We start from the raw sequence: 26,569 nt of genomic DNA, 5'->3' as shown, positions 1-26,569 counted from the left end.
CCCAAACCTCCCGCTTAAGCAGTTTGGGTTTCAGGTTCTTCCAGACTGTCGCTGCCCAGTAGTTTATCCATCACCAGACAGGCGGTGAGATCGCCCGTGACGTTTACGGCGGTCCTGCACATATCGAGTATGCGGTCCACACCGAGAATCAGTGCAATACCCTCTGGTGGGACACCTATTCCAGCCAGGATACTAGCGAGAATCACTATCCCCACGCCCGGTGTACTTGGGGAACCGATTGAAGCGCCCACAGTAGTTACGGTAAGTCCCACCAGTTGTGCCGTGCTGAGGTCAATGCCATAAACCTGGGTGAGAAAAATCGCCGCAATTACCTGATAGAGGGCAGTGCCGTCCATATTCACCGTAGCGCCAAGAGGCACAATAAATTTGGCTATAGAAGGTTTCACTCCCAGGGAAGTCTCGGCAGTGCGCATTGAAAGCGGCATTACGGCCGCGGAGCTGGAAGTGGAAAAGGCCAGTAGCTGTACGCCGCTGATGCGCTGCAGGAAGCTCAGAGGCCGCATTGGCGTGGCCAGTGCGACAATCAACAGATAAAACAGCAGTAGAATCAGTAGCCCCAGAATAACCGTGCCTACATAGACAGACATCCCCACGATTGCGGTTAAGCCCACGCGAATGGCAATATCCGCCAATAATCCGAATACCGCCAGCGGCGCGAACAGCATGGCCCAACCGACTATTTTCAAGGCGATTTCCTGCACTATGCCGAAGGCATAGACTGCAGTTTCACGCTGCTTTTGCGGCAGTAACATCACTGCCACTCCGGTGAAAATCGCGTAGACCACCAGCTGCAGCATATTGCGCATGGCGATGCTCTGATTCAGATTGGCCGGAATAAGTTCGGCGATTCGCTCCGGTAGCGGCTTGGATTCCAGCATCTGTGGCGGTGGGCTGCCGGGTAATTCAGTAGCCGCTGTGAGCAGGGCTTCATCGATATAGTTACCCGGTTGAATAAATTGGGCCAGGACTATACCGATAATCACCGCTACTGTGGTGGTGGCAATAAAATAGGGCGCTATACGCAGGCCAACCCGCTTGAGCTGGGATACATTTCCACTGCCACAGAGCCCGAGGATAATGGAGGAGACCACCAGTGGAATCACCACCATTTGGATCATATTCAGGAATAGGGCACCGGGCAGTTTGAACCAGCTGGCCAATATTACGCTGAGATTCTCATCGACCAGCCCAGCCCCTTCCGGCGACAGCAACAGGCCAATACCGAGCCCCAGCACCATAGCCAACAGGATTTGCATCCACAGCCGGGTGCGCATCAACAGCCCCAGGGATTCCACCATCCTGAACAGGTAAACATTGGAACCATAATTCATACGAGAATTACCAGATTCAAATTCATTAACTCGGCACCCAAAAGGAAAGCCACCAGTATCCTGCAACTCTAGAGTAAAACTCTTTAGTCAGATCAAGTGAGGGCGATCACGCAATCCCAGGCAATGATTGGTAAGAGCGGTTGCAGAAAGATGACACCGTGCGTCCCTAGTGGAAAAGGGCAAGGGATAGATCGTTCACCACTCTAAAAATACTACGGCCTGATTACCCACATTCAACACCAATGCTTTATCTAATAGCGAGGCCGCTACTCTTGCGCGTTGTTACTGATGATCCGTCGCTGGAGCAAATTGCTGCGCCAATAACTCCCTGATCCATTTATGCAGCGGGTCCTGCCCGCTGCGACTGTGCCAGGCGGCGATCACATCGAAACCGGGGGGCTGGTCGGCAATCGGCAGGGTACTCAGGCGCTCATCGGGCAACAGGCGCGACGGCAGAAAAGCCACGGTATTGGTGGAGGCGATACATTCGGCTGCAGCGGCGAAAGAGGGAACCGACAACACCACATTGCGCTGCAGGCCAAACTCTTCGAACCAGGTATCGGCCATGCCACGCAGTTCTCCGCGGGAGGGAGACACCACCAATTGCGGTAGCGCCGCCAACTGTGCCAATGCCAGGGTCTCCCCTGTTAACTGGCCGGGTATTTTTGCATGCCGGCAGCACACGCAAACATAGTGCTCTCGATACAGCAGCATTGTCGGGCAGTTGTCCGGCACAAAACCGGGTGTACTGAAGACCAAATCTACCTCGCCGGTTTGCAGCTGCTGCGCCATGCGGTCGATTTCCAGCTTGAGCACAACCACTTTGAGACCAGGGGCCTGTTCACGCAGTTTTTTCAGCAGACCCGGCAATACCACTCGCTGTTCAAAGTCAGTGGCACTGATAGTAAAAATACCGGTGTACTCGGCCGGCAGAAATTCGTGCCCACGCAACAGTGAGGCGATTTCGTTTAACACGCTATCGATCCTCGGTGCCAGCCGTTCTGCCAGGGGAGTGGCTACCACTCCATTGCTGGTCCGAATAAATAAGCGGTCGCCAAAGATCTCCCGCAGTCGCTTGAGCTGTTCACTCACGGTCTGCTGAGTCACACCGAGCTGGTCGGCCACCCGGGATAAATTTAACTCCCGCAGAATTGCCTGCAGTAGCCGCAGTTGCTTTAGTTCCAGCCGGTCCAGGCGATCGTCTCTGTTGCCCCTAGTCAAACCTGTATCACTCACAATCGTTACTTGATTTTCATTGTATCTGCTCCAGCCTAGCATTGCCGATACATAGACCTTCATGAGTGAGGAACCCACTATGCCAGGCGCGACTCTGCAATCATCGACACCGGGCTTAATGCGGGCAAGTATCAACTACGCGGACCCCAGCGCAGAGCTGGTCTACGACCAACGTCATACAGGCCCCGGCCCCGCTAGCCTGATCGATCAGGTAATCCCCCACCTGGTGACAATTCATGACGGCAGGCAACTGCAGGCTGCGGGGGAGACCTTCCGTTTGGACGAACAGGGGTTTGAGCTGGTAGAGCCCAGCCTCGGTATCGACCTGCACCAGCTGGATGACACTTTAAAAGCGCTGGATAGCAACAAGCCTTCAGCCAATAGCACAGTGCTTTCGCCAGAATCCCGAGACACCTTGATCCGTACTCAGTGGTATCCGGCGATTGAGCGATGGCTGGCTGCTTATTTGGGGGCGGACCAGGTTGTAACCTTCGATCACACGCTGCGCGCTCAGACTAAAGCAGACGCCATCGCTGAGCAGAGCCGCAGTCGCCGCGCCCCAGTAAAAATCGCGCACAACGATTACACGCCCTGGTCTGCCCAGCGCCAGCTCAAGCAGACGCTACCGGAATACGGCTTAAATCCGGACGATTATCCCCGGTTTAAGTTTGTGAACTTGTGGCTGCCGCTGCTGTATCGGGTTGAAGAGTCCCCCCTGGCTATGGCGGATCTACGCAGCGTGGAAGCAGCGGATTTCCACAAAATGCGCCTGATTTACCCAAAACGGGAAGGGCAGATTTCTGTCATTAGCTCCAACCCTAAGCACCGCTGGATTTGGTTTAGTGATATGCGCCCCGGCGAAGGGTTGCTACTGCGGGTTTTTGATAGCGAACACAGCGATGTGATTACCGGCAGCCCCCATAGCGCCTTCGACTTACCGGAAAGCGAAAATGTCCCCCGGCGTACCAGCCTGGAAATTCGTACTATCGCGTTGTTTAAACATTAAATAAATTGAAATATCGATCAAAACCCCATGAATAAAACCCTGAACTCAATAGATCCTTTAAATAACGAAGTTGTCGGCAGTGTCGCTATTTGTTATGAAGACGATTTAAAAAAATTGCTGCAACAGGCCAAGCAGGCACAGGTTGAGTGGGGCAAAAAATCCATTCAGCAGCGTGTACAGCTTGTACAACAAGCTTATAAAAAGCTTGAACCCATACAGGCGAAATTGGCAAAACTGATCAGTCGTGAGATGGGTAAAGATGCGCGGCGGGCCAGCTACGAGGCGGGTGGTGCCATCCACAGTGGCCCCTGGTTGGCCGGAGATTCCGGTGAGGCCCTGCGCAGCCAGCGCCAGGGTAATAGTGAAATTCAATATCGTCCGTTGGGCGTGGTCGCGGTTATTTCCCCCTGGAATTATCCCCTGGCAATGGCCAATAACCTGATCGTTCCGGCACTGATTGCCGGCAACAGCGTGGTTTTAAAACCCTCCGAAGAAACCCCTCTGGTTGCGGACCTACTGGTAAAAACCCTGAACCAGTCGCTGCCCAGCGGGGTATTACAGATTGCCCATGGGGATGGGAAAACCGGAGAAGCCCTGGTGAAAGCGGACATTAATATGGTCGCTTTCACCGGCTCCCGTGCAACCGGCCAGGCCATCATGGCCAATGCCGCTCCCAAGTTAAAACGCCTGATCATGGAGTTGGGCGGCAATGATCCCATGTTGGTTTTGGCCAGCGCCGATATTCACCGCGCGGCACAATTCGCCGTGGCTTCCAGCTTTGAAAATGCCGGACAAATGTGTACTTCAACCGAGCGTGTTTATGTGGACGAGCATATTGCGGACCAGTTTGAGCGAGCGGTGGTTGCCATTGCAAAAAATTATCGCACCGGTGGTTGGCCAGAAGGGGATGTCGACATAGGTCCACTGGTCAATCCCCGTCAGCATCAAAAAGTGGTTCAGCATATTCATGACGCCATAGAGAAGGGCGCAACGCTTTTGCTGGGAGAAAAATCCCCCGAGCTTCCTTTTATTCCTCCCACGGTCATCAGTGGTATCAAACCGGGTATGCAACTTGAGGACGAGGAAACTTTTGGTCCAGTAGTCGCAATAGACCGGTTCAGCACCATTGAAGAGGGGATTCACAGAGCCAACGACTCTGTATACGGCTTGGGCGCCGTGGTATTTGGCAAAGCAGACGCCCAGGAAGTCGCGAATCAACTACAGGCGGGCATGATTGGTATTAACCAGGGTGCCGGTGGGACACCATGGGTAGGTGCCAAACAGAGTGGTTTTGGCTACCACGGCGGGGCTGAGGGACATCGACAATTTGCCCAGCTCACCCTTATTAATCATTAATTAAAAAATCCGAGTGCAGATATTTTGGACGAAATCATTATGCCAAGCTCTCCAGACATTGCGATAAATCCATCAACTGAGGCCAACAGCAGCCTTGAGCAGGATTTATTTATTATCGCCAGGGAACCCGGTGCGGAGCATCCTGCTCTGCCCACCTGGGCCGCACGACTGGAAAACCCAGCCTCACTCAAAGATAGCGCCCCGTCTTTGGTTCAGCGCAGAGAGATTGCTGAGGTGCCCGGTGCTTTTCAATTACTCAATGTATTTTCCAGTGAGGAATGCCAGCGTCTCATCGATATCACTGAAAATATCGGTTATCTGCCAGATGCCGCCGTTTCTTTGCCTAGGGAGGTACGCCATAACGACAGCCTTACCTGGGTGGTAGATGAAACTACCGAACGGCTAATCTGGCAGCGGTGCAGCGCTTTTATGCAGGACCCCAATGGCTACTTTGAAGGGCGGGAGCCAGTGGGACTCAATCAGCGTTTTCGCTTTTATCGTTACGGCGAAGGTGATTACTTTCAATTTCACACCGATGGAGCCTGGCCGGGCAGCCGAATCATAGATGGCCAGTTGGTCGCTAATGGTTTTCCAGACCGTTTTAGCGAAATGACTTTTCTAGTTTTACTCAGTGAAGATTTTGACGGCGGTGCCACACGTTTTCGTGTCAATGCAGATAACCCCTACCAACAGCCCAGCCGGCACTCCATGATGGATATTGATGTAAGAACCCCCGCTGGATCCGTACTGTGTTTCCCCCATGGTATGCACCCCTTGCATAGGATCCACAGCTCAACGCCAATTACTCGTGGAATAAAATATATTATTCGTACAGATATATTATTTCTTCAGGATTGATTAACAGAGTTAACAATTTTATTTAAAAAATCTTAATAAAGCATTCAGTCGCAGGGAAGCGTCTCGAACTTAAATAACAATAAATCGCTACTTAGAGCTTCCCTAAAGTCGCTGCATATAATCTATAGCCCGACTTATATACTACGCCCTCCATCGAAGTGTTGCCGTAAGGTTTATGTCAAGCTGCACTGCCAATCCAATCGCAACGGCACATTCGGGTGTGTACTTATGGAATTAATAGAATATTTACAGAGTCACTTTTATAGTAAAGAGGAGCTGCTATCGCTAAGCGGTTTAAGGCAGGAAGAATTTGTAAACTACCAGAATGCCCTTGTTATGCCTAAAGCTTCCTACACGCTGGTACTGGGCCTGCAATGCCATTCATTCTTCGGCACCCATAATGAATCCCATAACCAGGAGTTCTACGCCAAAGGTTATGTATCCTGGTTAAAAGACCTTCGGCTACAAAATAATCCAAAACAGATTTTTGATTTATTTAAAACAAGATACACGGATACAATCTATCAGTTAAAGTCTATTGGCCATAGCTGTTCTGACATAAAAATGAACAAGGGGCTTACCACACATATTGAAAGCGAATGGAAACACTTTAATGATGGTACTTATGGGCTATGTACTAAAAGCGGACTCCCCGAGGATATAGCACGTAAAGAGCTGGCCTCTCTAGTGATCAAGGAGTTAACAAAAGAGGGCAATCTCAGCAGAATAGGCCTACAAAAATTACAGAGGGCTGTTGACCTGCTAGAGAGCGCCAGCAGCCTTTTCGCACCCCATGAGCGGCATAAGAGTTCGAGGCAAATACTGATTCATGATATTCGTCAACAATTTAATCTCAGATAAGGATACTGTAAAAGCCAACGTCACAAACTGAGAAACATATTGTCGCCATAGGCCAAGGAAAGCAGGATAGACAACACCTATACCAAATGGCCATATGATTTGGCATGTACTAAACGTATATGCCTCTATAAAATCCCGCCCCTTTAATTGGCTCAAGCCTCTCCGCACTTTTATTAGAGATATTCCATGAAAAGCAGAGTTTACTGCCTTATATCCTTTCTATTGCTATCCGTCTTAACGGTATCGGCCTACGCCAGAGATTGGCGGGAATATAAAAGCACTAACTTTACCGTCTACTCCGATGTTTCACCGAAAAAAGCTGAGAACTTATTGCGCGAACTGGAAAAATTTCGCAGTGCCTCACTTATGGTAACAGGCATGGAAGACCGTCCTGAAAATTCTAGGCTTAGGGTCTATCATTTTAATAGCTCTAAAGAGTTTGATAAATTTTCTGGAAAAAGAAGCATCGGAGGTTTTTATACCAACACTATTAATGGACCCTTGATTTTTTCCCAGGAAAATAAACGTGGCATATTTAGTGGCCAAGCAATCATGTTTCATGAATATGTTCACCATCTTATGCGTGAACGGGGTTCCATGCGTTACCCCAGGTGGTATTCAGAGGGCTTCGCAGAATTATTAGCCAGTGCGACTATTGATAAGGATTCCATCACCATCGGCAACGTTCCGGAGTGGAGAGCTTACTCTCTGGAAGAAGGCACTTTGAAAGCCAGGGAAATTCTCCAACCAAACTACAACAGGAAAGGTTGGAAACATGCTAACCAGTATTACGCCAGTGCATGGTTATTATTACATTATTTATTTTTTAGCGAAGATGCCAGAAAAAATGCATATCATGAAAAAACCAAAAATTACCTAGCGGATATCAATAATGGAGGAGATCCACTAGATCTCTTTACACAACATTATGATATCCGAGAGGAAGATTTAGATATCGCATTAACTCGCTACCTAAAAGAACGGCGTCTGTCGGGCTACAAGGTTAATCTAACCAAAAACGTCTTTAAAATCGAAAAGCGCAAACTGAACCATAATGAAAAATCCCTATTATTGGCGGAGCGAGCGGTTGACCTTGAAAGATATGATCAGGCGTTAAGCTATCTGAATAAAGTAAAAAAAGATGCTGCCAAGTTACCAGGAGTTATCGCTCTGAAAGCGAATCTATTAATGCACAATCAGCAGGAGGCTGCGGCACAGGCTTTACTTCAGGAATTATCAGAAATATCTGATTTGAATCATACAGCGGCAACGAATCTATCTGTTTACCATTTATATAGCTTACATGATACGCTTGAATCCCGGCAATGGGATGAAGGGAGCTATACCAAAACAGTGCATTATGCAGATATGGCTATAGCGCTAAATCCGGCTTCCCTATCGGCTTACCAGTACAAATGGATGGCTCAGCAGTACAAAGGCGAAAGTGTTGCCGCACTGAAAACCATGATGGCAGCCTATCAGAAGAACCCAAATAGTATTGAAATAAATAGCGCTATTGGCTTTCACCTCGCAAAACTTAAAAAGCCAAAGCTTGCAAAACCATTTCTGGAAAGAACTCTGGCCTGGTCCCACAATCACAAGGTTCGATCACGCGCTAAAAAATTGCTCGATTGGGTAGCAAAGGAAACCTCCACTGACAATGGAGTGAGTTCAGGACAGATATCCTGAGTCCGAGCGCTAGATCAAGCGCATAGCACGTAGAGAATTACTCTCTACGTGCTATGAAAGCGAAGAAATTAGCCTCTCCCCTAACTCTTCTTTTCCTCTTCCCGCAAAGTCAGCACTTCATATCCATCCGCCGTAACCAGCACTGTGTGCTCCCACTGCGCGGAGAGCCTGCCATCTTTGGTCACCACGGTCCAACCGTCTTTTTTGAGTTTGGTTTTGCGATTGCCCTGATTGATCATGGGCTCAATCGTAAATGTCATTCCCTCGCGTAAAACAGCTCCGCTGCCCGCTCGGCCAAAATGCATTACCTGGGGTTCTTCATGCATTTCACGGCCAATACCATGGCCACAGTATTCACGCACCACACTGAACCCGCGCTTTTCAACATACTGTTGAATCGTATGGCCCACATCACCAAAAGTCGCGCCGGGTTTTACGGTGTGAATACCGGCCCACATGGCATCGTAGCAACACTGCACCAGTTTTTTGGCAATGGGAGTCACATTACCGATCATATACATCTTGCTGGAATCGGCGATATAACCGGACTTTTCCAGGGTTATATCCACGTTGACGATATCGCCATCGCGCAACACCTGCCCCTCACGTGGCATGCCGTGGCAAACCACCTCATTAATCGAAGTATTGAGAGAGTAGGGATAGTCGTATTGCCCTTTGCTGGCCGGGCGCGCCTGCAACTCCCGGGTAATAAACGTTTCCACCCGGTCGTTAATTTCCATGGTAGTAATACCCGGCTTCACAATACCATCGAGCATGACGAACACCCGGCTCAATAATTCACCGGAGTTACGCATCAACGCCTGTTCCCTGGCGGTCTTTATTTTTATGTTATTCACGAGTGAGCTCTTCCAGAGTAAATGATTCGGTGCGCAGTAGTTTCTTGCACAATTGGCTGTAACTGAGCTCTGGATTCAGCTCGGCCAACATGCCGATCTTTATCCAATACTCGGCCTGGGCGTTTATGGAACGCGCCAATGTTGTACTCGCTTTACGGATTTCATCATGTAATTCATCCGAGATCTTAACGATACCCATTTTATACACCGCATATATTATTCATATACAAAGTGTATATTTCTTTTCATTGAAAGTACAAGCCGACCAGCAAGATCAAAAATATGCAACTTGTTGCATAGTCAATATTTGAACGATATGGTTGAGAGATAAAAACAATAGTGATGAGGCCACCATGTCCGAAACCACCGAGAAGAAACGCAGTGCCCCCAAGCCCAGCCGCCTGCGTATTGGCCAGCGTTACCGTGCCAGTCGCTTGAACGGCCCCTACGATGCCCTGGTAATCGGCTCTGGAATCGGCGGCCTGACTACTGCGGCTATGCTGAGTGCCACCGGTAAGAAGGTACTGGTCCTGGAACAGCACTACACCGCCGGCGGCTATACCCATGCCTACGACCGCAATGGCTACGAGTGGGATGTCGGCGTGCACTACATTGGCGATGTGGGCGAGCACCCGACCATGACAGGCAGGATTTTCGACTTTATCAGCGGGGGTAAGTTGCATTGGGCGCCGATGGACGACACCTACGATCGCATTTGTATCGGCGAAGAGCAGTTTGATCTGCGCGCCGGTCGCCAAACGTTTATCGATGAACTGGTTAAACATTTTCCCGACGAGCGGGAAAATATCGAGCGCTATCTGGGCCGCCTCAACGAGGTGGCCAAATCCATGCAACGCATTGCGATGGAGAAGCTGTTTCCCGGCTGGTGCGGCCCACTCCTGCGGCTTTGGCGTAAACTGCGCGACCCCTCCTGGCTGAACAAAACCACCCGCGAAGTGTTGGCTGAAATCACCAACAACGAGAAACTGATCTCCGTACTCACTGGCCAGTGGGGCGACAACGGCATGGCGCCGGCACAGAGCAGTTTTATTATTCACGCCCTGATTGCCAAACATTATTTGTATGGGGGTTACTACCCCGTGGGCGGTGCCAGCAAGATTTCCGAGACCATTATTCCGCAAATTCAGGCCAGTGGCGGCGATGTATTTACCTATGCCAAGGTGGAGACCATTCTGTTAGACGGCAATAAGGTTCGCGGCCTGCGCATGAGCGATGGCACCGAAATCGAGGCGCCCGTGGTGATTTCCGGAGCGGGAGTATTCAATACTTTCGAAAAATTACTGCCCCAGAGTGCCAGTGAGCGCCTCGGTTACCTGCGCGACCTGAAAACCGTCACTCCATCTATGTCTCACCTGTGCCTGTATATCGGCCTGGAAAAGACCGCCGAAGAACTACAACTACCGAAAACCAATTACTGGCTCTATACCAGTGAGAACTACGAGGAGGATATGCAGGCCTTCCAGCAGGATAGCGACAAAGATATTCCGCTAGCCTATATCTCTTTCCCCTCGGCCAAGGACCCCACCTTTACCCAGCGCTATCCTGGGCGCGCCACTATCGAAATCGTTGCACCAGCCAATTACGATTGGTTCGCCCAGTGGCATGACAAACCCTGGGGCAAGCGCGGTGATGACTATGAAGCCTTGAAAGAGGCCTTCAGCCAGCGTTTATTGGAGCACCTTTACAAGCATTTCCCCCATCTGCGCGGGCAAATCGATTACTACGAGTTATCCACACCGCTGTCGACAGATTATTTCTGCTTCTATCCACGCGGTGAAATTTATGGCCTCGACCACGATCCCAAACGTTTTGAACAGCGTTGGCTGAGACCCAAGACACGACTCAATGGACTCTATCTCACCGGCCAGGATGTGATGAGTTGCGGTGTCGCCGGGGCAATGATCTCGGGGGTATTAACCGCTCAAAGTATTCTCGGCTTTCGCCAGGGGGCGAAGTTGATGCGCCAGGTTATTAGTGGGCAGCCTTTTCAAACACCGGCAAATAACGGTGAGGCGCTAGGCAAAGCATCCACCTGATTTGTCGGCAATAACGCTCATTCGGCAACTGCAATAATAAAAACCCGGCGATCAATGCCGGGTTTTTATTAAATTTATGGGCTCGGAGATGTATTTAATCGCGGCAATCTGCTCGGCATTCGATCGAAGTTCAAGACGCGGATAACCAGGCGTCGATTTTCCCTTTGCCCAGCCTTGCTCTCGTTATCAGCGATAGGATCTGTATCGCCATAGCCCTGTGCACGCATGCGGTCGCCATCGATACCGCGCTCTATCAAAAAATTGCGTACCCAGTCTGCGCGCCACTGAGAGAGGTGCAGGTTTTTCTTTGGGTCACCGTCATTATCCGTGTGCCCCTCAATCGTAATACGCATCTCGGGGAAATCGCGCATGATCACCAATAGCGCCTCCAGATCGGCGATGCTATCCATACGCGGGGCAAAGCCACCGGGGTCAAACTCCAGGCGCAATCTAAAAGTATCCCCATCTTTACGGGAATTTCCGCGTAAAAAGCGCACCAAATCATCGGCAAAGGGAGCCGCCTGCCGCGCCTCTTTCTCACTGTCTCCGGACTGCACCGCAGACTGAGGCTCAAGGGCATATTTTCTATTGGGATCGGGGGTGGGGCAGCCGGCAAGTAATAGCACCAGCAGGGCGAGATAGCAGACGAATAAAGGCTTGCCCGCCATAGACAAAACTTCCGGTTTGCAGACGTCAAATTCAGTGTAGAACAAGCTGCCGGCGGGAGGAGATATCTAGCCGTTAGAGGAAATTCAACACCGACATCATATCGCTAACTACCCTGGCACCGCGCTGCTCCAGCTGTGGCGCTCTCTGCTTATGGGTACTGTAACCGACTACCCGCATGCCAGCGGCTACCGCAGCTTCCACGCCAGCGTTAGAATCCTCCACGACCAGACAACGCCCCGGCTCCACCCCCATACTGGTGGCCGCATGCAGGAACAGCTCCGGCCAGGGTTTACCGCGGGAAACATCCTCAGCACTGTAGATCCTGCCGTCGAAGTAGTCGTAGAGACCGGTTTTATTTAGGGTGAGATGCATTTTCTGGTGAGAGCCCGATGAGGCCACGCAACTGCGCATGCCGATCTGCTGTAAGTGATCGAGCAAGCCCTCAATACCGACTACGGGTTCCAACTCGGCGTGGAATGCTTCGCGAATACGGCGCTCGGTATTGCCAAAATAATTGTCTGGCAGGGGGCCGCCGAAACGCTTCTCGATTTCCAGTAGGCAGTCCCTGGCGGGCCGGCCGCTGAATTGCTCATCCAGCTCCTCCGCAGTGGTGGCCATACCCAACTTATTCATTTCTTCAGCGAGGATGCGGCAAACGATACTCTCGCTATCCACCAACACACCGTCGCAATCAAAAATAATTAAATCTGTGGAAGACATGGGACTCCGTAAAATCAGCGCGCGGAAAGCAGCATAATACCGATAACCACACCGAGTATGCCGCTGATACGCAAGAAGTTTTCATTGCCCTGGGAGATCTTGATGGCCAGCGCCTTGCCGCGCTCAAAACCCATTTGCAGCATATAGGCGCCACTCAGCAGCACCAATACGCCCAGGGCGTTGAAGAGGATATACCAGTGGCGCGTGTCAGCGATCAACAACAGGAAGAGACCGATAAAGATGCGCAGCCAGGCGGAAAAGAAATAGCCCGTTTCGCTGAGTCGCTCACTGATGGTTTGCGCCAACTTTGGCTTGGCAATAACCGCCAGCGACAACAAGACAATCGCGATACCCAATAACCCTACAATCACTCGAATCATAGTTTCCCTTCCTGGTTTTCATCCTATCCAATTTTGGCTTGCGTCGGCTCCTACAGATCACCCCATTGGAACTGTAATACAGACAGTGCGGCGATAGGCGCGGTTTCGGTGCGCATAACCCTCGGTCCCAAGCGCAGTGGCATAAAGCCTTGGCCCAAGGCCAGATCAATCTCCGCCTGGGACAATCCACCCTCTGGCCCCACCATCAACAGGGCCGAATCCGGCTTGCCATTGTCCGCTTCCCAGCGGCGCAGATCCAGCTCGGTGCGGTGGTGTAATACCAGCTTGGTTTGCGGTGCACCCTGTTGTGCTGAGGTCTGCAGATAGTGCGGTAGTTTTACCGGTTCGGCAATTTCCGGCAACAGATTGCGCTCACACTGCTCACAGGCGCTGATGGCAATCTGGCGCCAGTGGCCGAGTTTTTTTTGCAGGCGCTCACCAGATAGTTTGACTTCGCAGCGCTCGCTGAACAGCGGCTGGATGGCCGCCACCCCCAGCTCGGTAGCCTTCTGTATCACCCAGTCGAATCGGTCACCGCGGGAAATGCCAATTGCCAGGGTTAACGCCAGAGGCGACTGGCGATTATCTTCGCGAAACGCACCAACACCCACTTGTACACGCTTACCCGTTGCCAGCAATTCCGCGCTGTACTCGCCGCCCAAACCGTCGAAAAGAGTAATAGGGTGGCCGGCGCCGAGGCGCAGGACTTTTACCAGGTGCCGGGAAGCGCCCTCATCCAACTCGATTTGCGAAACACCGGCCAGGGCCTGCTGGGAGAAGATACGCGGAATGCGCATGGGTAAAGATCCTGTAAAGCACTATAAAAAAGCCGACAGAGATGTCGGCATTTTGCAGGCGGGTAGTTTAGGCACTAATGCACAGACCAGGCAATGGCGGAAAACCCCCACCATTGCCCGGCGTGAAAATCGCGATCAGGCAGTTTCCAGAGACACCGGAGTGTCAGTTTGCTCCTGGCGCTTGCCTTTCGGGCGCAGCACTTCGATCACCTTGTACAGGTTCGGCACCAGTACCAGGGTTACCGCGGTGGCAAACAGGACGCCAAAGGCGAGGCTGATTACCATGGGAATCAGGAACTGCGCCTGAATAGAGCGCTCGAACATGATCGGTACCAACCCGATAAAGGTAGTGATAGAGGTGAGGATAATCGGGCGGAAACGATCGCGACCCGCCTGTACCACCGCATCCATCACCGCCCAACCCTGGGCGCGCAGCTGGTTGATGCGGTCCATCAATACCAGGTTATCGTTCACCACAACCCCAGCGGCGGCGAGGAAGCCGAGCATGGACATGATGCTGATATCGTGGCCCATCAACAAGTGGCCTACTACCGCACCGAAGAAGCCGAACGGTACTGCGGTGAGGATCAACAGCGGCTGCGAGTAAGAGCGGAAAGCAATGGCCAGCAGGGCGTAAATGGCGAACAGAGACAGCACGAAGAACGCCAGGATCGCACCGTTGAACTCTTCCTCCTCCTGCATTTCACCGGCAGTTCTCAGGGAGAAACCGGGGAACTGGCGCTCCAGCTCAGGCACCAGAGTCTCGCGCATATCCTTGAGAATTTCCTGCGCAGTGGAGGTATTCGGCGTCAACTCGGCAAACACGCGTACGGTGCGCTCGCGGTTGTTGCGGCGGATGGTGGTGTAACCGGGCACATAGACCGCATCGGCCACCGCAGAGAAGGGCACTTCTCCCTCCGCCGTACGAATACGCACGCGGTCCATCTGCTCTTCGCTGGCGCGCTCTTCCTGCGGGTAGCGCACCATCACCCTAACGTCCTCGCGACCGCGGGGAATACGCTGTACCTCTTCACCATAGAAACCCTGGCGCACCTGCCTGGCCACATCCGCCAGGTTGATACCCATGGTGGTGGCGTGGGGCTTCAGCTGAATTTCGATATCGCGACGCGCACTGGTGAGATTGTCACGCACATCGTAAACACCGGCATAGCTGTTCATCTTCTTCTTCACCGCATCGGCGGCAGCGCGCAATTCGTCCATATCCCCTGAAGCGGTGCTCAGGTTCAGGCTCATACCGTTGCCTCCATCGTTGATGGTGGCATCAATATTCAGGTCTTCAACACTGGCCGGCATTTCACCGATCAGCTCGCGCCAGCGCAACGACAGGGTTTTGGAAGTCACATCACGCATCTCTCCGTCGGTGAGCTGCAAGATCACAAAGATGTTGCCGCGCCAGTTGAACACCATGGAGTTCATTACGAAGGGCTCGCCGTCGTTGAGCTTCAGCATCTCCTCATCGGTAGCGAGCTTATCTGCGGCCTCCAGCACCTGATTCATCACGCGCTCGGCCTCATGGAAAGGCTCACCATCGGCCATGCTGGCACGCAATTCCAACAGATCCGACGGTACCTGTGGCGAGAAGGAAGAACCCACATAACCACTGGTAAAGACACTGATGGAAAGTACCAGCGCCATGAAGAAGACCATCACCGTGGTGCGGCTGTTGCCAAGGGACTTCTTGAGCAGCGGCAAGTAGTACTTGTCACCGGCGGTCTTCATGGCCCCGGCGAAGCGGCCACGCAGCTTCTGCAACTTGATACCCAGGGCGGATTTGGCGGGTTGCTCTGGTTTCATGCCCACCAGGTGCGCCGGCAGAATCAGCAGAGACTCCACCAGGGAGAACACCAGACACAAGAGCACCACCACCGGCAGTGCCAACATCATCTGCGCGGTATAACCGGGCAGGAACAGCATGGGGATAAAGAACACCATGGTGGAGGTCACGGCGAAGATCACCGGCGCGGAGACCTGCTTCACACCCTCTTCCGCAGCGGCCAGACCGGTAACACCGCGATCGTGGGCCGCATGCACCGCTTCCCCCACAATAATCGCATCGTCCACCACAATGCCGAGAATCAGCAGGAAGGCGAACAGCGACAGCATATTCAGGCTGACCCCGGTAATCGGCAGCAACCAGAAGGCACCGAGGAAGGCCACAATAATGCCCACCGTTACCCACATCGCCAGCGCCGGGCGCAGGAACAGCATCAACATGATAAAGACCATGGCGAAGCCGCTTAAGGCGTTGGTGGTCAACAGGTTCATGCGGCCTTCAAAAGCTTTGGAGAAGTCGAACCAGACATCGAACTCCATACCCGGCGGCAACTGGGTGCGCGCCTCCGCCATAAACGCCTTGATACGCTCGGCGGTGGCCACCACATCCAGCGGCTCGCCCTGAACCACACGCAGGTTCATAGCCGGATTGCCGTTAAAGAGAATGACGTTGTTGTATTCCTCGAAGCCATCGCGCACGGTGGCCACATCACGCAGCAGCAGTACAGAGCCATCTGCACGGCTGACTACCGGAATACGCTCGAAGTCCTCGGCGGTGTAGGCCTGACCACGGGTCTGCACCTGGATATCACCGCGATCCGAACGCACCATACCCGCGGGCAGATCGAGGGAGGAGCGGCGCACCGCATTGGCTACGTCATTGAAGCTCAGGTTATAGCGGCGCAGGTCCAGCTCGGAAACCTCGATGGACAGCTCATCCGGGCGTTCGCCCCAGATATCCACACGGCGCACACCGGGAATCAGGGTGAGTTTGTCGCGCAGGTCCAGCGCGGTCTCCTTGAGCTGACGCTCGGAAACCGGACCGCCAATGGCGATCATCATCAGCTGGGTATCCCACTCCTGCAGGCGAATCACCGGGCGCTCGATACCCTCGGGGAAGGTGTTAATACTATCCACCTGCACCTTGATATCGTTGAGCAGACGCAGCTCATCGTAGCCATCCACTGCTTGAACTTCGATAGAGGCGTGGCTGCGGCGAGAGGCGGAGTTCACCTCCTTGATGCCCTTCACCTCAGAGATAGCCTCCTCCACACGCACGGTTACCTGCTGCTCGACCTCCGCCGGGCCGGCACCGGGGTAGGATATTTCCACCTCGACAATACCGGGCTGAATCGCTGGAAAGACCTCGCGATCAATCCCACTGATTCCGAAGAAGCCGCCGATGATGATCATAATCATCAACAGGTTGGCGGCCTTACTGTTGCGCGCAAACCAGGAAATAATGCCGTTCATCAGTGGCCTCCGTGGGCAGCGCTATTCGTGGCTGCGGTCTCACCGGAAGTACTTGAATCGGCTTCGGCATCGCTCTTAACGCTATCGATTAGACCGGCAGGCTTCTCGTTGAGAGGATTAGCGGTAAGTGCCATGCCCTCGCGGGAGTAGCCCAGGCTGGACACCACGACGCGATCACCAACGGCAATATCACCGCGCAACCACACCTGGTCGCCGATACTTTGCAGCAGCTCCACAGTTTTGAACACCAGCTTGCTCTCTTCATCCAACACCAGCAGGTGGTCGCCCTCGTGCAAAGCCTGGCGCGGCAAAACCACTATGCCATCCAGAGTGCGACCGGCAATATCGGCCTCCACAAACAGGCCATTCATCAGGGGAACAGCACCCTCATAAGGGTTCTGCACCTGAGCCACGGCATAAATAAAGCGGCTATTGGTATCGATGCTGGCCTCGGTGCGCACCAGCTGGGCACGCCACTCGCGCTCAAGCCCAGCTACCATCGCCCGCAGGCGTACTTCGGGGCCATGTTCGAAGGATTTACCCAGAGGCAGATCAAGCAGTGCCAGCTGTTGATCGGTCAGAGGCAGGCGCACTTCGGCGATGCCGGTGCTGTGGATTTTTGCCAGAGGCGTGCCGGGGGTGATGTACTGGCCCAGATCGACATAAGTCTCCACTACGCGCCCGGCAAACGGCGTTTTCACTGCGGTGCGCGCCAGATCGAGTTTGGCTTGGTCGCGATCCGCTCGCGCTGCGGCCACTGCGGCCTCGGCGGCTTCAAGGTGTGGCTTGCGCAGAAACAGGGCGTTGGCAGCTTCGCTGCCCAGATTGCGCCACTCGCGCTTGGCCTGCTTGGCGCGACCCTGCTCTTGAGCCAGGGCGGACTTGGCATCGGCCAGCTGTGATTCGGCACGTGTCACTTTATGGATGTAGTCGGCTTGCTCGAGCTGCAGCAATGATTCCCCCTCGGCAAAGAAGCCGCCGGGCACAAAGGACTCGCCCACACCTTCAATCACACCGCCGACACGGGCCACCACCTCAATTTCATGGCGAGCATGCACGGTGCCCTGGCTCGGTACCAACAGGGTCTGGCGCCCCGGTTCCGCATACAGGACATCCGCCACCGGCGGTACCACCGTCTCCGGTGGTTTTTCTTCCGGCTTGGGCTTCAATAGCACCACCGCAGTAATGGCTGCCGCCCCGATAGCCAAAACGGTAAATAAAAGCTTGTTCTTGCTCGACACTTTCACAGGCACCCTCTACCCCATTCTGTGACCGATACTGGTCAAATTTTAATTAGCGCGCATTCTACTGGAGTTCGACGCCGATAAGAGTCGATTCGGATGCAGGTCGCCGCAGGAGTTTGTGCTTTATCGCAAACCTTCCTCGCTGGCCCCTGGTAACGCATAATGCCCGCCCCAATTTACCGTTGCAGGAGAGACAACGGGCCGCGCAAAGCCAAGGAAACCGATAGGCTATTTCCCGGTCAAACGCCGCTCCTTAAGGTACGAACCCCCGGAAAACGGATATAGACATCAAATGCTGGATATCAACGCTCGCATCGCAGAAGAACTCAACGTACGCTCCCAACAGGTAACTGCCGCAGTATCCCTGCTGGACGAAGGCGCCACGGTGCCCTTTATTGCCCGCTACCGGAAAGAAGTAACGGGAGCCTTAGACGACACCCAACTGCGCAAACTGGAAGAGCGCCTGCGCTACCTGCGCGAACTGGAAGAGCGCCGCGCAGCTATCCTCAAGAGTATTGATGAACAGGGCAAACTCACCGCGGAATTAGCGCAGCAAATCAACGGTGCCGACACCAAGAACCGCCTCGAAGATCTCTACCTGCCCTACAAACCCAAACGTCGTACCAAGGGGCAGATCGCCATCGAAGCGGGCCTCGAACCTCTCGCCGACGCCCTGATTAACGATCCATCCCTCGATCCCGCCGCAGAAGCACAGCAATACCTCAACACCGATCACGAAGACGCCTCCTTGCAGGTAAAAGACATCAAGGCCGCCCTCGACGGGGCCAAATTTATCCTGATGGAACGCTTTGCCGAAGATGCCGAACTGCTGGGTAAACTGCGAGACTTCCTCAAGCGCGATGGCCAGGTTAAATCCAAGCTGCTCGACGGCAAAGAGGAAGAGGGAGCCAAATTCCGCGACTATTTCGAATACGCCGAGGACTGGTCCAAGGTGCCATCCCACCGCGCCCTGGCGATTTTCCGCGGTCGCAACGAGGGCATCCTCGCCATCAGTGTTGGATTACCAGAAGAGGAAGGTACTCCAGCCACCGCCAGCCATCCCTGTGAATCTATGATCGCTCGGCATTTCGATATCAGCGACGAAGGCCGCCCGGCGGACAAATGGCTCGGCGAAGTGGTGCGCTGGACCTGGCGTATCAAGCTGCTTACCGCGTTGGAAACTGACCTGTTGGGTGAGCTGCGCGAGAAAGCGGAAGAGGAAGCCATCAAGGTCTTCTCCCGCAATCTCAAAGATCTGCTGTTGGCCGCACCTGCCGGACACAAGGCCACTATCGGCCTGGATCCGGGGCTGCGTACCGGTGTGAAAGTTGCAGTGGTAGATGCCACCGGTAAGATACTGGACCACACCGCCATCTTCCCCAATCCGCCGCAAAACCGTCATCAGGAATCCGCCGCGGTTATTGCCGCCCTGTGCAATAAATACAATGTAGGCTTGATCGCCATCGGCAACGGCACAGCCAGTCGCGAGACCGATAAATTTGTCGGCGAGACCATTAAGCAATACAAATTAAATGCGCAAAAGGTGGTGGTAAACGAGGCAGGCGCCTCCGTGTACTCCGCTTCCGAATTCGCCGCGCGGGAATTTCCCGATCTGGATGTCACCATCCGTGGCGCCATCTCTATTGCCCGTCGCCTGCAAGACCCGCTGGCTGAGCTGGTAAAAATCGAGCCTAAATCCATTGGTGTCGGCCAGTATCAGCATGACGTTTCACAGACTCAGCTGGCGCGTTCCCTCGACGCTGTAGTAGAGGACTGTGTAAACGGTGTCGGTGCCGAATTGAACTCTGCCTCAGCGCCGCTGTTGGCCAAGGTTTCCGGCCTGACTGCCTCCATCGCCAGCAATATCGTCAGCTACCGCGATCAACACGGCGCCTTTAAAAACCGCAAACAGCTGATGGAAGTACCGCGCCTGGGGCCCAAAGCCTTTGAGCAAGCCGCCGGCTTCCTGCGAATTAATAACGGTGAAAACCCGCTGGATAAATCCGGCGTACACCCCGAATCCTATATCGTGGTGAAACGCATCGCCGAGAAAAACGACCGCGAGATCAACAGCCTGATCGGCGACTCCGCCTTCCTGCGCCGCCTCAACCCGGCGGATTACACCGATGAAAAATTCGGTGTGCCCACCGTTACCGATATCATCGCCGAGCTGGAAAAACCCGGCCGCGACCCACGCCCGGAATTCCGCACTGCGCGCTTCGAAGAGGGCGTTGAGGAAATCAAAGACCTGCGCCCGGCCATGGTGTTGGAAGGCACGGTTACCAACGTCACCAACTTCGGTGCGTTTGTGGATATCGGCGTGCACCAGGACGGACTGGTCCATATCTCCGCGCTTTCAGAAAAGTTCGTGAAAGATCCCCACGAGGTGGTTAAAGCCGGCGATATCGTCAAAGTGAAAGTGATGGAAGTGGATGTCGCGCGCAAACGCATCGGCCTTTCCATGCGCCTCTCCGACGAGCCCGGCGAGCAGGGCAGCGGCGGTATCAACAAAGGAGACCAGCGTGAAAACCGCCAGGCCCAGCGCTATAACAAGCAACAGGGCAATCGGCAACAGAAGGGCGGCCAAGGGAATAGCCGTGGCAGCATGGGCGATCTGTTAATGGCGGCAATGAAGAATAAAAAATAATACTGCAGACCAACAAAAAAAGGGCGATCACCAGATCGCCCTTTTTTATTTAATGAAAAATCAAAGCCGGTTGTAAAACTAGCATTAACGATTATTCAGCTGAGAATGCCTCTGGTAATTCACTGGTAACACTCAGGCGCTCTTGCGTCTCCGGATGCACAAATTCCAAAGCACTCGCATGCAATAATAATCTCGGGGCCGCAGCTAAGGCTTCTGAGTGTGCATAGAATGGATCACCCAATATCGGGTGTCCCATCGCCTGCATATGCACCCGCAGCTGATGGGAACGGCCTGTAACCGGCAAGAGGCGCAGTAAGCTGCTGTCTGCTGTACTAGATATTTTTTCCCAACGCGTGAGAGAGGGCTTACCCACCTCATGATCCACTTTTTGTTTTGGCCTGTTTGGCCAGTCACAAATCAGAGGCAGATTCACCTCACCTGAGTCTGCAGTGGGTACCCCCCACACTCTAGCAAGATAGGTTTTATCGACCTTGCGATTTTGGAAGAGTGTGCTGAGTTTGCGGTGAACTTCCGGGCTCCGCGCCATTACCAACAGGCCCGAAGTATCCATATCCAGGCGGTGCACTATCAGTGCTTCCGGGTAGTTTTTTTGTACCCTGCTTGCCAGACTATCTTTATGGGCCGGGTCTCTGCCAGGCACACTGAGGAGACCACTGGGTTTATTTAAAATTAGAAGGGAGGAATCCTGATAAATGACCGATAAAAAAGGCTCGGTTGGTGGGCAATATTTACGCATTATTTAACTCTTACAACCTGCTAAATACTAATGCCCACACCCGGTGGCACTATAAAATATCAAGGAGGACTAGCGAGCCTCAAGGCCCAGGTCCTTTAAAATACTCTCTGAGGCACCAATCTGATTCATCGTATAAAAATGCAATCCCGGTGCGCCCCCCTCCAATAAGGTTTCACATAAGTCGGTAACTAATTCGAGACCCAGCTTACGGATATCATCCGGGTCGCGATAACTTTCCATACGTTTTTTCAGCCAGCGCGGAATCTCTGCGCCGCAGTTACGCGAAAAACGCACTAAATTATCGAAGTTAATAATTGGCATAATCCCCGGATAGATCGGTGCATCGATACCGGCTTTCTCACACTGATCTATGAAATAAAAATATGAATCCGGGTTATAGAAGTATTGAGTCAGGGCGCTATTCGCTCCCGCCTCAAACTTTCCTTTTAAATAGCGTATATCATCATCATAACTATTGGACTCCGGATGAATTTCCGGATAGGCGGCAACTTCCAGGTGGAAATGATCGTCAGTATGGCGGCGAATAAAAGCCACCAACTCATTCGCGTAGACCAGTTGCGCCACCGCACCCATTCCAGAGGGCATATCCCCGCGCAGGGCCACAATACGATTTACACCGGCCTCTTTATATATATCTAATAATCCTAGAATGGTCTCTTCATTGTCTCCGCCAAATGACAGGTGCGGCGCGATGGAAATACCATCTTTGCGCATATTGGTAACAATATTGGCGGTAGTTTCACGTGTGGTACCACCAGCACCATAGGTGACTGAAAAGAATTCGGGATTAAACGCCTGTAAAGCCTCGCGGGTTTTATACAGCTTGACGCGGCCTTCGGGGGTTTTGGGTGGGAAAAATTCGAAACTGATGCGAATGGGATTTTTCATTATATTTTCCAGGCCCTCCGAAATTCAGATGCCAGCACAGCCGGCATCTTTTATGAGGGTATTAATATTTATAGCTTTCGGGCTTATATGGACCGTCGACAGAAACACCAATGTATTTGGCCTGCTCCTCGGTCATACGGGTAATTACTCCATCAAAACCTTCCACCATATAGCGCGCGACTTCCTCATCGAGGTGCTTGGGCAGTACCTTGACATAGAGTGCAGACACTTTTTGATCGGAGGCCAAGTCGGCAAACTTCTCTTCAAACAGGTGAATTTGCGCGAGAACCTGGTTGGCAAATGACCCATCCATAATACGGCTGGGGTGACCAGTGGCGTTGCCCAGGTTTACCAAACGGCCTTCGGACAACAACAGCAGGTGATCATTGGTTTCGCTATTGCGCACTATTTTATGCACCTGGGGCTTCACTTCTTGCCATTCCCAGTTCTCACGCATAAAGGCGGTATCGATTTCATTATCGAAGTGGCCAATATTGGAAACTACAGCGCCGCTCTTCAGTGCCGCCAGCATATGCTTATCGCAGACATTGGCATTGCCGGTGGTGGTGACAATCAGGTCAGTATTGGCCAGCAGCTCTTTATTAATGCCTTCGGCGGTGCCGGAGTTAATACCATTAATGTAGGGAGAAACCAGCTCGAAACCATCCATACAGGCCTGCATGGCACAGATGGGATCCACTTCAGAAACCTTTACGATCATGCCTTCCTGGCGCAGCGAAGCGGCGGAACCTTTACCCACATCACCGTAACCGATAACCAGCGCTTTCTTACCCGCCAGCAGGTGATCAGTGGCGCGCTTGATTGCATCGTTCAGGCTGTGACGACAACCGTATTTGTTGTCATTTTTGCTCTTGGTTACGGCGTCGTTGACGTTGATCGCCGGAACTCTAAGGGTGCCTTCACGCAACATGTCCTGCAGGCGATGTACGCCGGTGGTGGTTTCTTCACTGATACCGTGGCAATTGTTCAGGACGGCGGGGTATTTACGGTGCAGCAGTTCGGTGAGGTCACCACCGTCGTCGAGAATCATATTCGGCTGCCAGCCGGCAACATCGGCACCCACGGTACGCTCTAAACACCACTCGTACTCTTCTTCCGTTTCCCCCTTCCAGGCAAACACAGGAATTCCGCGTGCGGCGATAGCGGCGGCAGCGTGGTCCTGAGTGGAGAAAATATTACAGGAAGACCAACGTACTTCAGCACCCAGGGCAACCAGGGTTTCAATCAGTACTGCGGTCTGAATGGTCATATGGATACAGCCCATAATACGCGCACCGGCGAGAGGCTGTTCCGCGCGGTATTTCTCCCGCAGAGTCATCAGCGCCGGCATTTCACCTTCGGCAATTTCAATTTCACGGCGGCCCCACTCGGCCAGTGAGATGTCCGCGATCTTAAAGTCTTTAAATTCAGTGCTCATTTGATTCATTCTTTTGAGTTCCAGTAATGTTCTTTTCACTCACTGAGGCGCCACGGCGCCCCCTGATAGTGACTCACGATATGGAGCCGCGTTTATCCAGTAGATTACAGACCCGCCTGCGCACGCAGCGCATCGACCTTGTCAGTCTTCTCCCAGGGGAAGGCGGTGAAAGTTTCACTGCGCGCTTGGCCGTTGCCATCCACCCAGTTATAGGTGTGGGTAAAGGGATCGCGACCAAAGTGGCCGTAGGCTGCAGTCAGCTGATACATGGGGTGCAGCAGATCGAGGGATTTTGAAATGGCATAGGGGCGCAGATCGAAATTCTCGCGCACCAGCTCCACCAGTTTCTCTTCGGAAACCACGCCAGTGCCAAAGGTATTGATGGCAACCGAGGTAGGCTCGGCAACGCCGATGGCATAGGACACCTGAATTTCACAGCGCTTGGCCAGGCCTGCGGCGACAATATTCTTGGCCACATAGCGACCGGCATAGGCCGCAGAGCGGTCCACTTTGGACGGGTCCTTACCGGAGAAGGCACCGCCGCCATGGCGCGCAGAACCGCCGTAGGTATCCACGATAATTTTGCGCCCGGTCAGGCCACAGTCACCGACGGGGCCGCCAATCACAAAATTACCGGTGGGGTTAATATGGAATTTGGTGTCCTTGTGTAGCCACTCTGTCGGCAGGGTGTGGTGTACGATCAACTCCATCACCGCATCGCGCAGGTCGGCTTGGCTCACATCGGGATTGTGCTGGGTGGAGAGCACCACCGCATCGATAGCGCAGGGACGGCCCTGGTCGTCGTAGCGGAAAGTAAGCTGGCTCTTGGCATCCGGGCGCAACCAGGGCAGCAGGCCGGACTTACGCGCCTCAGCCTGACGCTCCACCAAGCGGTGGGAATAATAGATAGGCGCCGGCATAAAAGTCGGTGTTTCATTGGTGGCATAGCCAAACATCAGGCCCTGATCGCCAGCACCCTGATCTTCCGGCTTGGCGCGGTCGACACCCTGGGCAATATCCAGGGATTGCTTGCCGATAACGTTGATCACACCACAGGTTTCCCCATCGTAACCCACGTCGGAGGAGGTGTAGCCGATATCGGTAATCACCTTGCGCACCAATTCCTCCAGGTCAACCCAGGCGGAGGTGGAGATTTCCCCGGCAATAACCGCGATACCGGTCTTTACCAGAGTTTCACAGGCAACGCGCGCCTGCTTGTCACGAGCCAACAGAGCATCCAATACCGCGTCGGAAATCTGGTCGGCGATTTTATCCGGGTGCCCTTCAGACACGGATTCCGAGGTAAACAGTTTGTATTCACTCATGTGAGAGTCTCCATGTGTTCCGCCGCGGGCGGTTAGCAAAATTCTGGGCCTGACAATCGACTGCAGTTGTCAGGGTTTTACAAATTCTCTGATCTGAATCTGAAAGCCATTGCGCAGCGCACTGTAGACACTGCGGCCGTCTCTTAAACCGGCAGTTTGTGCCCACTGGCTCAGCTGTTCGGGGGCAAATCCCAGCCATAGATCACCGCAGGCTTCCCGCGCCCAGTCCTGACCGTGCTCCTGTAGCTCTGCCACCAGTAACTGGCCACCACTTTTCAGCGCGCCTTGTAAGTCCTGGAAAATCTGTGCGGGGTCGGGGGTGTGGTGCAATACCATATTCACCACAATGCTGTCCGCACTGGCTGGGCGTGCCGCTGCAGCACGGGTGTCACCACAGACAAATTCGATATTGGCCAGGCCCTGCTCATCGGCGAATGCCTGGGCGCGCTCCAACATGGCCGAGGACAGATCCAGCGCAGTGACTGTGGCAAAACGCAGGGATAACTCCTGTAGGAACTCCCCCTCGCCGGGCCCCACCTCCAGGGCATGGCGGCCAGAGTTGAGCAGCTGTGCCACCTGCGGGCCATACACGCTGTAACTGGCGATCAACTCCTGCTGCTCGCGAAAGCGATTGCCGTAGTCCGCAAAGAAGCGACGCGAGGCTTCGGCGCGCTCCTCCGAGATACGCGCCACCGATTGAGCCCGCGCGTCTGATAGCGGCAACTGGTCCAGGTTGGCAAACAGCTGAGCGAGCAGCGGTGTGCTGCCTGTGCGCCGGTAAAAGAGGTTGTTACCCTCGCGGCGCTTGCTCACCAACCCCGCTTGGGCAAGCACCTTGAGGTGGTGACTCAGGGCCGGTTGGCGCAGATCAAAAATTCGGCAGAGTTCCAGCACGCTGTAGGAGTCCTGGCTAAGCAGGCGCAGAATCTCCAGGCGCAGGGGATCCCCCGCAGCTTTTAGGGTCGCCGCCAGTTGGGGAATTTCCGCGCCGGTGCCGGATTGAGAAATGGGCTGGATTTCAGACATGCGGGTGAGTCTATCAGGCACACCACCCTATATCAAAGAATTTTGATATAGCTTCATAAAATTATTTTGATGTAGGTGCTTATGGCCACCATCTGCACATAAACCTGGGCAATTGTTG

22 protein-coding genes are annotated in these 26,569 nt (G+C 53.4%); 7 read left to right on the top strand and 15 right to left on the bottom strand.

The annotated features are described in order from the left end of the window. Positions 1 to 14 precede the first annotated feature (14 nt). Together ACJJH9_RS20960 and ACJJH9_RS20955 are read right to left on the bottom strand one after the other, a co-directional pair. The gene (locus tag ACJJH9_RS20960; protein ID WP_444887529.1) at positions 15 to 1,352 is read right to left on the bottom strand and encodes a dicarboxylate/amino acid:cation symporter; all 1,338 of its coding nucleotides are present in this window, start codon (positions 1,350 to 1,352) and stop codon (positions 15 to 17) included. 282 nt (positions 1,353 to 1,634) lie between these two features. Continuing rightward, the gene (locus tag ACJJH9_RS20955; protein WP_252083791.1) at positions 1,635 to 2,651 is read right to left on the bottom strand and encodes a LysR family transcriptional regulator; all 1,017 of its coding nucleotides are present in this window, start codon (positions 2,649 to 2,651) and stop codon (positions 1,635 to 1,637) included. A gap of 16 nt (positions 2,652 to 2,667) precedes the next feature. On the opposite strand from ACJJH9_RS20955, the gene ACJJH9_RS20950 reads away from it, so the two are divergent. The 5 genes from ACJJH9_RS20950 to ACJJH9_RS20930 all read left to right on the top strand — a co-directional run bounded on the left by ACJJH9_RS20950 (position 2,668) and on the right by ACJJH9_RS20930 (position 8,358). Next, positions 2,668 to 3,594: a CmcJ/NvfI family oxidoreductase gene (locus tag ACJJH9_RS20950; RefSeq protein ID WP_444923895.1), complete on the top strand. Its 927-nt coding sequence runs from the start codon at positions 2,668 to 2,670 to the stop codon at positions 3,592 to 3,594. A 27-nt stretch (positions 3,595 to 3,621) separates the two neighbouring features. Continuing rightward, positions 3,622 to 4,950, top strand: a complete 1,329-nt coding sequence (locus tag ACJJH9_RS20945; protein ID WP_444923894.1) for an aldehyde dehydrogenase family protein — start codon at positions 3,622 to 3,624, stop codon at positions 4,948 to 4,950. 39 nt (positions 4,951 to 4,989) lie between these two features. Then, on the top strand, positions 4,990 to 5,808 hold the full coding sequence (locus tag ACJJH9_RS20940) for a prolyl hydroxylase family protein (protein ID WP_444923893.1): 819 nt from the start codon (positions 4,990 to 4,992) through the stop codon (positions 5,806 to 5,808). Between the two features lie 228 nt (positions 5,809 to 6,036). Continuing rightward, positions 6,037 to 6,669, top strand: a complete 633-nt coding sequence (locus ACJJH9_RS20935; protein WP_444923892.1) for a DUF6058 family natural product biosynthesis protein — start codon at positions 6,037 to 6,039, stop codon at positions 6,667 to 6,669. Between the two features lie 186 nt (positions 6,670 to 6,855). Further along, positions 6,856 to 8,358 (top strand): tetratricopeptide repeat protein, encoded by a 1,503-nt coding sequence (locus tag ACJJH9_RS20930; protein ID WP_444923891.1) that lies wholly within the window; start codon positions 6,856 to 6,858, stop codon positions 8,356 to 8,358. Positions 8,359 to 8,438: 80 nt separating this feature from the next. On the opposite strand, the gene map is transcribed toward ACJJH9_RS20930, so the two are convergent. Then, entirely contained in the window at positions 8,439 to 9,215 is a 777-nt protein-coding gene (map, locus tag ACJJH9_RS20925) for a type I methionyl aminopeptidase (RefSeq protein ID WP_444923890.1), read from the bottom strand. Further along, positions 9,208 to 9,414, bottom strand: a complete 207-nt coding sequence (locus tag ACJJH9_RS20920) for a ParD-like family protein (protein ID WP_152455728.1) — start codon at positions 9,412 to 9,414, stop codon at positions 9,208 to 9,210. Before ACJJH9_RS20920 ends, map begins: the two co-directional genes overlap by 8 nt. A 154-nt stretch (positions 9,415 to 9,568) precedes the next feature. Between ACJJH9_RS20920 and ACJJH9_RS20915 the strand changes: the two genes are divergently transcribed. Beyond that, the gene (locus tag ACJJH9_RS20915) at positions 9,569 to 11,272 is read left to right on the top strand and encodes a phytoene desaturase family protein (RefSeq protein WP_444923889.1); all 1,704 of its coding nucleotides are present in this window, start codon (positions 9,569 to 9,571) and stop codon (positions 11,270 to 11,272) included. A gap of 74 nt (positions 11,273 to 11,346) precedes the next feature. On the opposite strand, the gene ACJJH9_RS20910 is transcribed toward ACJJH9_RS20915, so the two are convergent. From ACJJH9_RS20910 to ACJJH9_RS20885, 6 genes are all read right to left on the bottom strand, one after another. Next, positions 11,347 to 11,940 carry an OmpA family protein gene (locus ACJJH9_RS20910; protein WP_444883153.1) on the bottom strand — a complete coding sequence of 198 codons (594 nt, stop codon included), beginning with the start codon at positions 11,938 to 11,940 and terminating at the stop codon, positions 11,347 to 11,349. Between the two features lie 73 nt (positions 11,941 to 12,013). After that, the gene (locus tag ACJJH9_RS20905) at positions 12,014 to 12,661 is read right to left on the bottom strand and encodes an HAD family hydrolase (protein WP_444899517.1); all 648 of its coding nucleotides are present in this window, start codon (positions 12,659 to 12,661) and stop codon (positions 12,014 to 12,016) included. Positions 12,662 to 12,675: 14 nt separating this feature from the next. Then, a complete protein-coding gene (locus ACJJH9_RS20900; RefSeq protein WP_252083806.1) occupies positions 12,676 to 13,041 on the bottom strand; it encodes a hypothetical protein in 366 nt (121 codons plus the stop codon). Between the two features lie 50 nt (positions 13,042 to 13,091). Continuing rightward, positions 13,092 to 13,838 carry a 16S rRNA (uracil(1498)-N(3))-methyltransferase gene (locus tag ACJJH9_RS20895; RefSeq protein WP_444899516.1) on the bottom strand — a complete coding sequence of 249 codons (747 nt, stop codon included), beginning with the start codon at positions 13,836 to 13,838 and terminating at the stop codon, positions 13,092 to 13,094. 135 nt (positions 13,839 to 13,973) lie between these two features. Continuing rightward, positions 13,974 to 17,105 carry an efflux RND transporter permease subunit gene (locus ACJJH9_RS20890; protein ID WP_444899515.1) on the bottom strand — a complete coding sequence of 1,044 codons (3,132 nt, stop codon included), beginning with the start codon at positions 17,103 to 17,105 and terminating at the stop codon, positions 13,974 to 13,976. Continuing rightward, positions 17,105 to 18,346, bottom strand: a complete 1,242-nt coding sequence (locus ACJJH9_RS20885) for an efflux RND transporter periplasmic adaptor subunit (RefSeq protein WP_444923888.1) — start codon at positions 18,344 to 18,346, stop codon at positions 17,105 to 17,107. Before ACJJH9_RS20885 ends, ACJJH9_RS20890 begins: the two co-directional genes overlap by 1 nt. 295 nt (positions 18,347 to 18,641) lie before the next feature. Here ACJJH9_RS20885 and ACJJH9_RS20880 point away from each other — a divergent pair, with 295 nt between their 5' ends. After that, positions 18,642 to 20,996, top strand: coding sequence for a Tex family protein (locus tag ACJJH9_RS20880; RefSeq protein WP_444923887.1), 2,355 nt, complete (start codon positions 18,642 to 18,644; stop codon positions 20,994 to 20,996). 91 nt (positions 20,997 to 21,087) lie between these two features. On the opposite strand, the gene ACJJH9_RS20875 is transcribed toward ACJJH9_RS20880, so the two are convergent. The 5 genes from ACJJH9_RS20875 to ACJJH9_RS20855 form a co-directional block, all read right to left on the bottom strand. Continuing rightward, positions 21,088 to 21,753, bottom strand: a complete 666-nt coding sequence (locus ACJJH9_RS20875; protein WP_444923886.1) for an RluA family pseudouridine synthase — start codon at positions 21,751 to 21,753, stop codon at positions 21,088 to 21,090. 69 nt (positions 21,754 to 21,822) lie between these two features. Beyond that, positions 21,823 to 22,662 carry a methylenetetrahydrofolate reductase [NAD(P)H] gene (metF, locus tag ACJJH9_RS20870; RefSeq protein WP_444923885.1) on the bottom strand — a complete coding sequence of 280 codons (840 nt, stop codon included), beginning with the start codon at positions 22,660 to 22,662 and terminating at the stop codon, positions 21,823 to 21,825. A gap of 61 nt (positions 22,663 to 22,723) precedes the next feature. After that, positions 22,724 to 24,109 carry an adenosylhomocysteinase gene (gene ahcY, locus ACJJH9_RS20865; protein WP_444923884.1) on the bottom strand — a complete coding sequence of 462 codons (1,386 nt, stop codon included), beginning with the start codon at positions 24,107 to 24,109 and terminating at the stop codon, positions 22,724 to 22,726. A 95-nt stretch (positions 24,110 to 24,204) separates the two neighbouring features. Beyond that, a complete protein-coding gene (gene metK, locus ACJJH9_RS20860) occupies positions 24,205 to 25,425 on the bottom strand; it encodes a methionine adenosyltransferase (RefSeq protein WP_252083816.1) in 1,221 nt (406 codons plus the stop codon). Positions 25,426 to 25,494: 69 nt separating this feature from the next. Next, a complete protein-coding gene (locus ACJJH9_RS20855) occupies positions 25,495 to 26,451 on the bottom strand; it encodes a metalloregulator ArsR/SmtB family transcription factor (protein WP_444889066.1) in 957 nt (318 codons plus the stop codon). Positions 26,452 to 26,569 lie beyond the last annotated feature (118 nt).

Source organism: Microbulbifer mixtoriginis (SeqCode) (assembly GCF_052466715.1).
Note: the sequence above shows the minus strand (reverse complement) of the source record. Positions and strands in the feature narration are given on the sequence as shown.

Bases quoted from the DNA above. Each gene is read 5' to 3' on its own strand.
- ACJJH9_RS20960 (WP_444887529.1), bottom strand. From the start codon at position 1,352: ATGAATTATGGTTCCAATGTTTACCTGTTCAGGATGGTGGAATCCCTG.
- ACJJH9_RS20955 (WP_252083791.1), bottom strand. From the start codon at position 2,651: ATGAAGGTCTATGTATCGGCAATGCTAGGCTGGAGCAGATACAATGAA.
- ACJJH9_RS20950 (WP_444923895.1), top strand. From the start codon at position 2,668: ATGCCAGGCGCGACTCTGCAATCATCGACACCGGGCTTAATGCGGGCA.
- ACJJH9_RS20945 (WP_444923894.1), top strand. From the start codon at position 3,622: ATGAATAAAACCCTGAACTCAATAGATCCTTTAAATAACGAAGTTGTC.
- ACJJH9_RS20940 (WP_444923893.1), top strand. From the start codon at position 4,990: ATGCCAAGCTCTCCAGACATTGCGATAAATCCATCAACTGAGGCCAAC.
- ACJJH9_RS20935 (WP_444923892.1), top strand. From the start codon at position 6,037: ATGGAATTAATAGAATATTTACAGAGTCACTTTTATAGTAAAGAGGAG.
- ACJJH9_RS20930 (WP_444923891.1), top strand. From the start codon at position 6,856: ATGAAAAGCAGAGTTTACTGCCTTATATCCTTTCTATTGCTATCCGTC.
- ACJJH9_RS20920 (WP_152455728.1), bottom strand. From the start codon at position 9,414: ATGGGTATCGTTAAGATCTCGGATGAATTACATGATGAAATCCGTAAA.
- ACJJH9_RS20915 (WP_444923889.1), top strand. From the start codon at position 9,569: ATGTCCGAAACCACCGAGAAGAAACGCAGTGCCCCCAAGCCCAGCCGC.
- ACJJH9_RS20910 (WP_444883153.1), bottom strand. From the start codon at position 11,940: ATGGCGGGCAAGCCTTTATTCGTCTGCTATCTCGCCCTGCTGGTGCTA.
- ACJJH9_RS20905 (WP_444899517.1), bottom strand. From the start codon at position 12,661: ATGTCTTCCACAGATTTAATTATTTTTGATTGCGACGGTGTGTTGGTG.
- ACJJH9_RS20900 (WP_252083806.1), bottom strand. From the start codon at position 13,041: ATGATTCGAGTGATTGTAGGGTTATTGGGTATCGCGATTGTCTTGTTG.
- ACJJH9_RS20895 (WP_444899516.1), bottom strand. From the start codon at position 13,838: ATGCGCATTCCGCGTATCTTCTCCCAGCAGGCCCTGGCCGGTGTTTCG.
- ACJJH9_RS20890 (WP_444899515.1), bottom strand. From the start codon at position 17,105: ATGAACGGCATTATTTCCTGGTTTGCGCGCAACAGTAAGGCCGCCAAC.
- ACJJH9_RS20880 (WP_444923887.1), top strand. From the start codon at position 18,642: ATGCTGGATATCAACGCTCGCATCGCAGAAGAACTCAACGTACGCTCC.
- ACJJH9_RS20875 (WP_444923886.1), bottom strand. From the start codon at position 21,753: ATGCGTAAATATTGCCCACCAACCGAGCCTTTTTTATCGGTCATTTAT.
- metF (WP_444923885.1), bottom strand. From the start codon at position 22,662: ATGAAAAATCCCATTCGCATCAGTTTCGAATTTTTCCCACCCAAAACC.
- ahcY (WP_444923884.1), bottom strand. From the start codon at position 24,109: ATGAATCAAATGAGCACTGAATTTAAAGACTTTAAGATCGCGGACATC.
- metK (WP_252083816.1), bottom strand. From the start codon at position 25,425: ATGAGTGAATACAAACTGTTTACCTCGGAATCCGTGTCTGAAGGGCAC.
- ACJJH9_RS20855 (WP_444889066.1), bottom strand. From the start codon at position 26,451: ATGTCTGAAATCCAGCCCATTTCTCAATCCGGCACCGGCGCGGAAATT.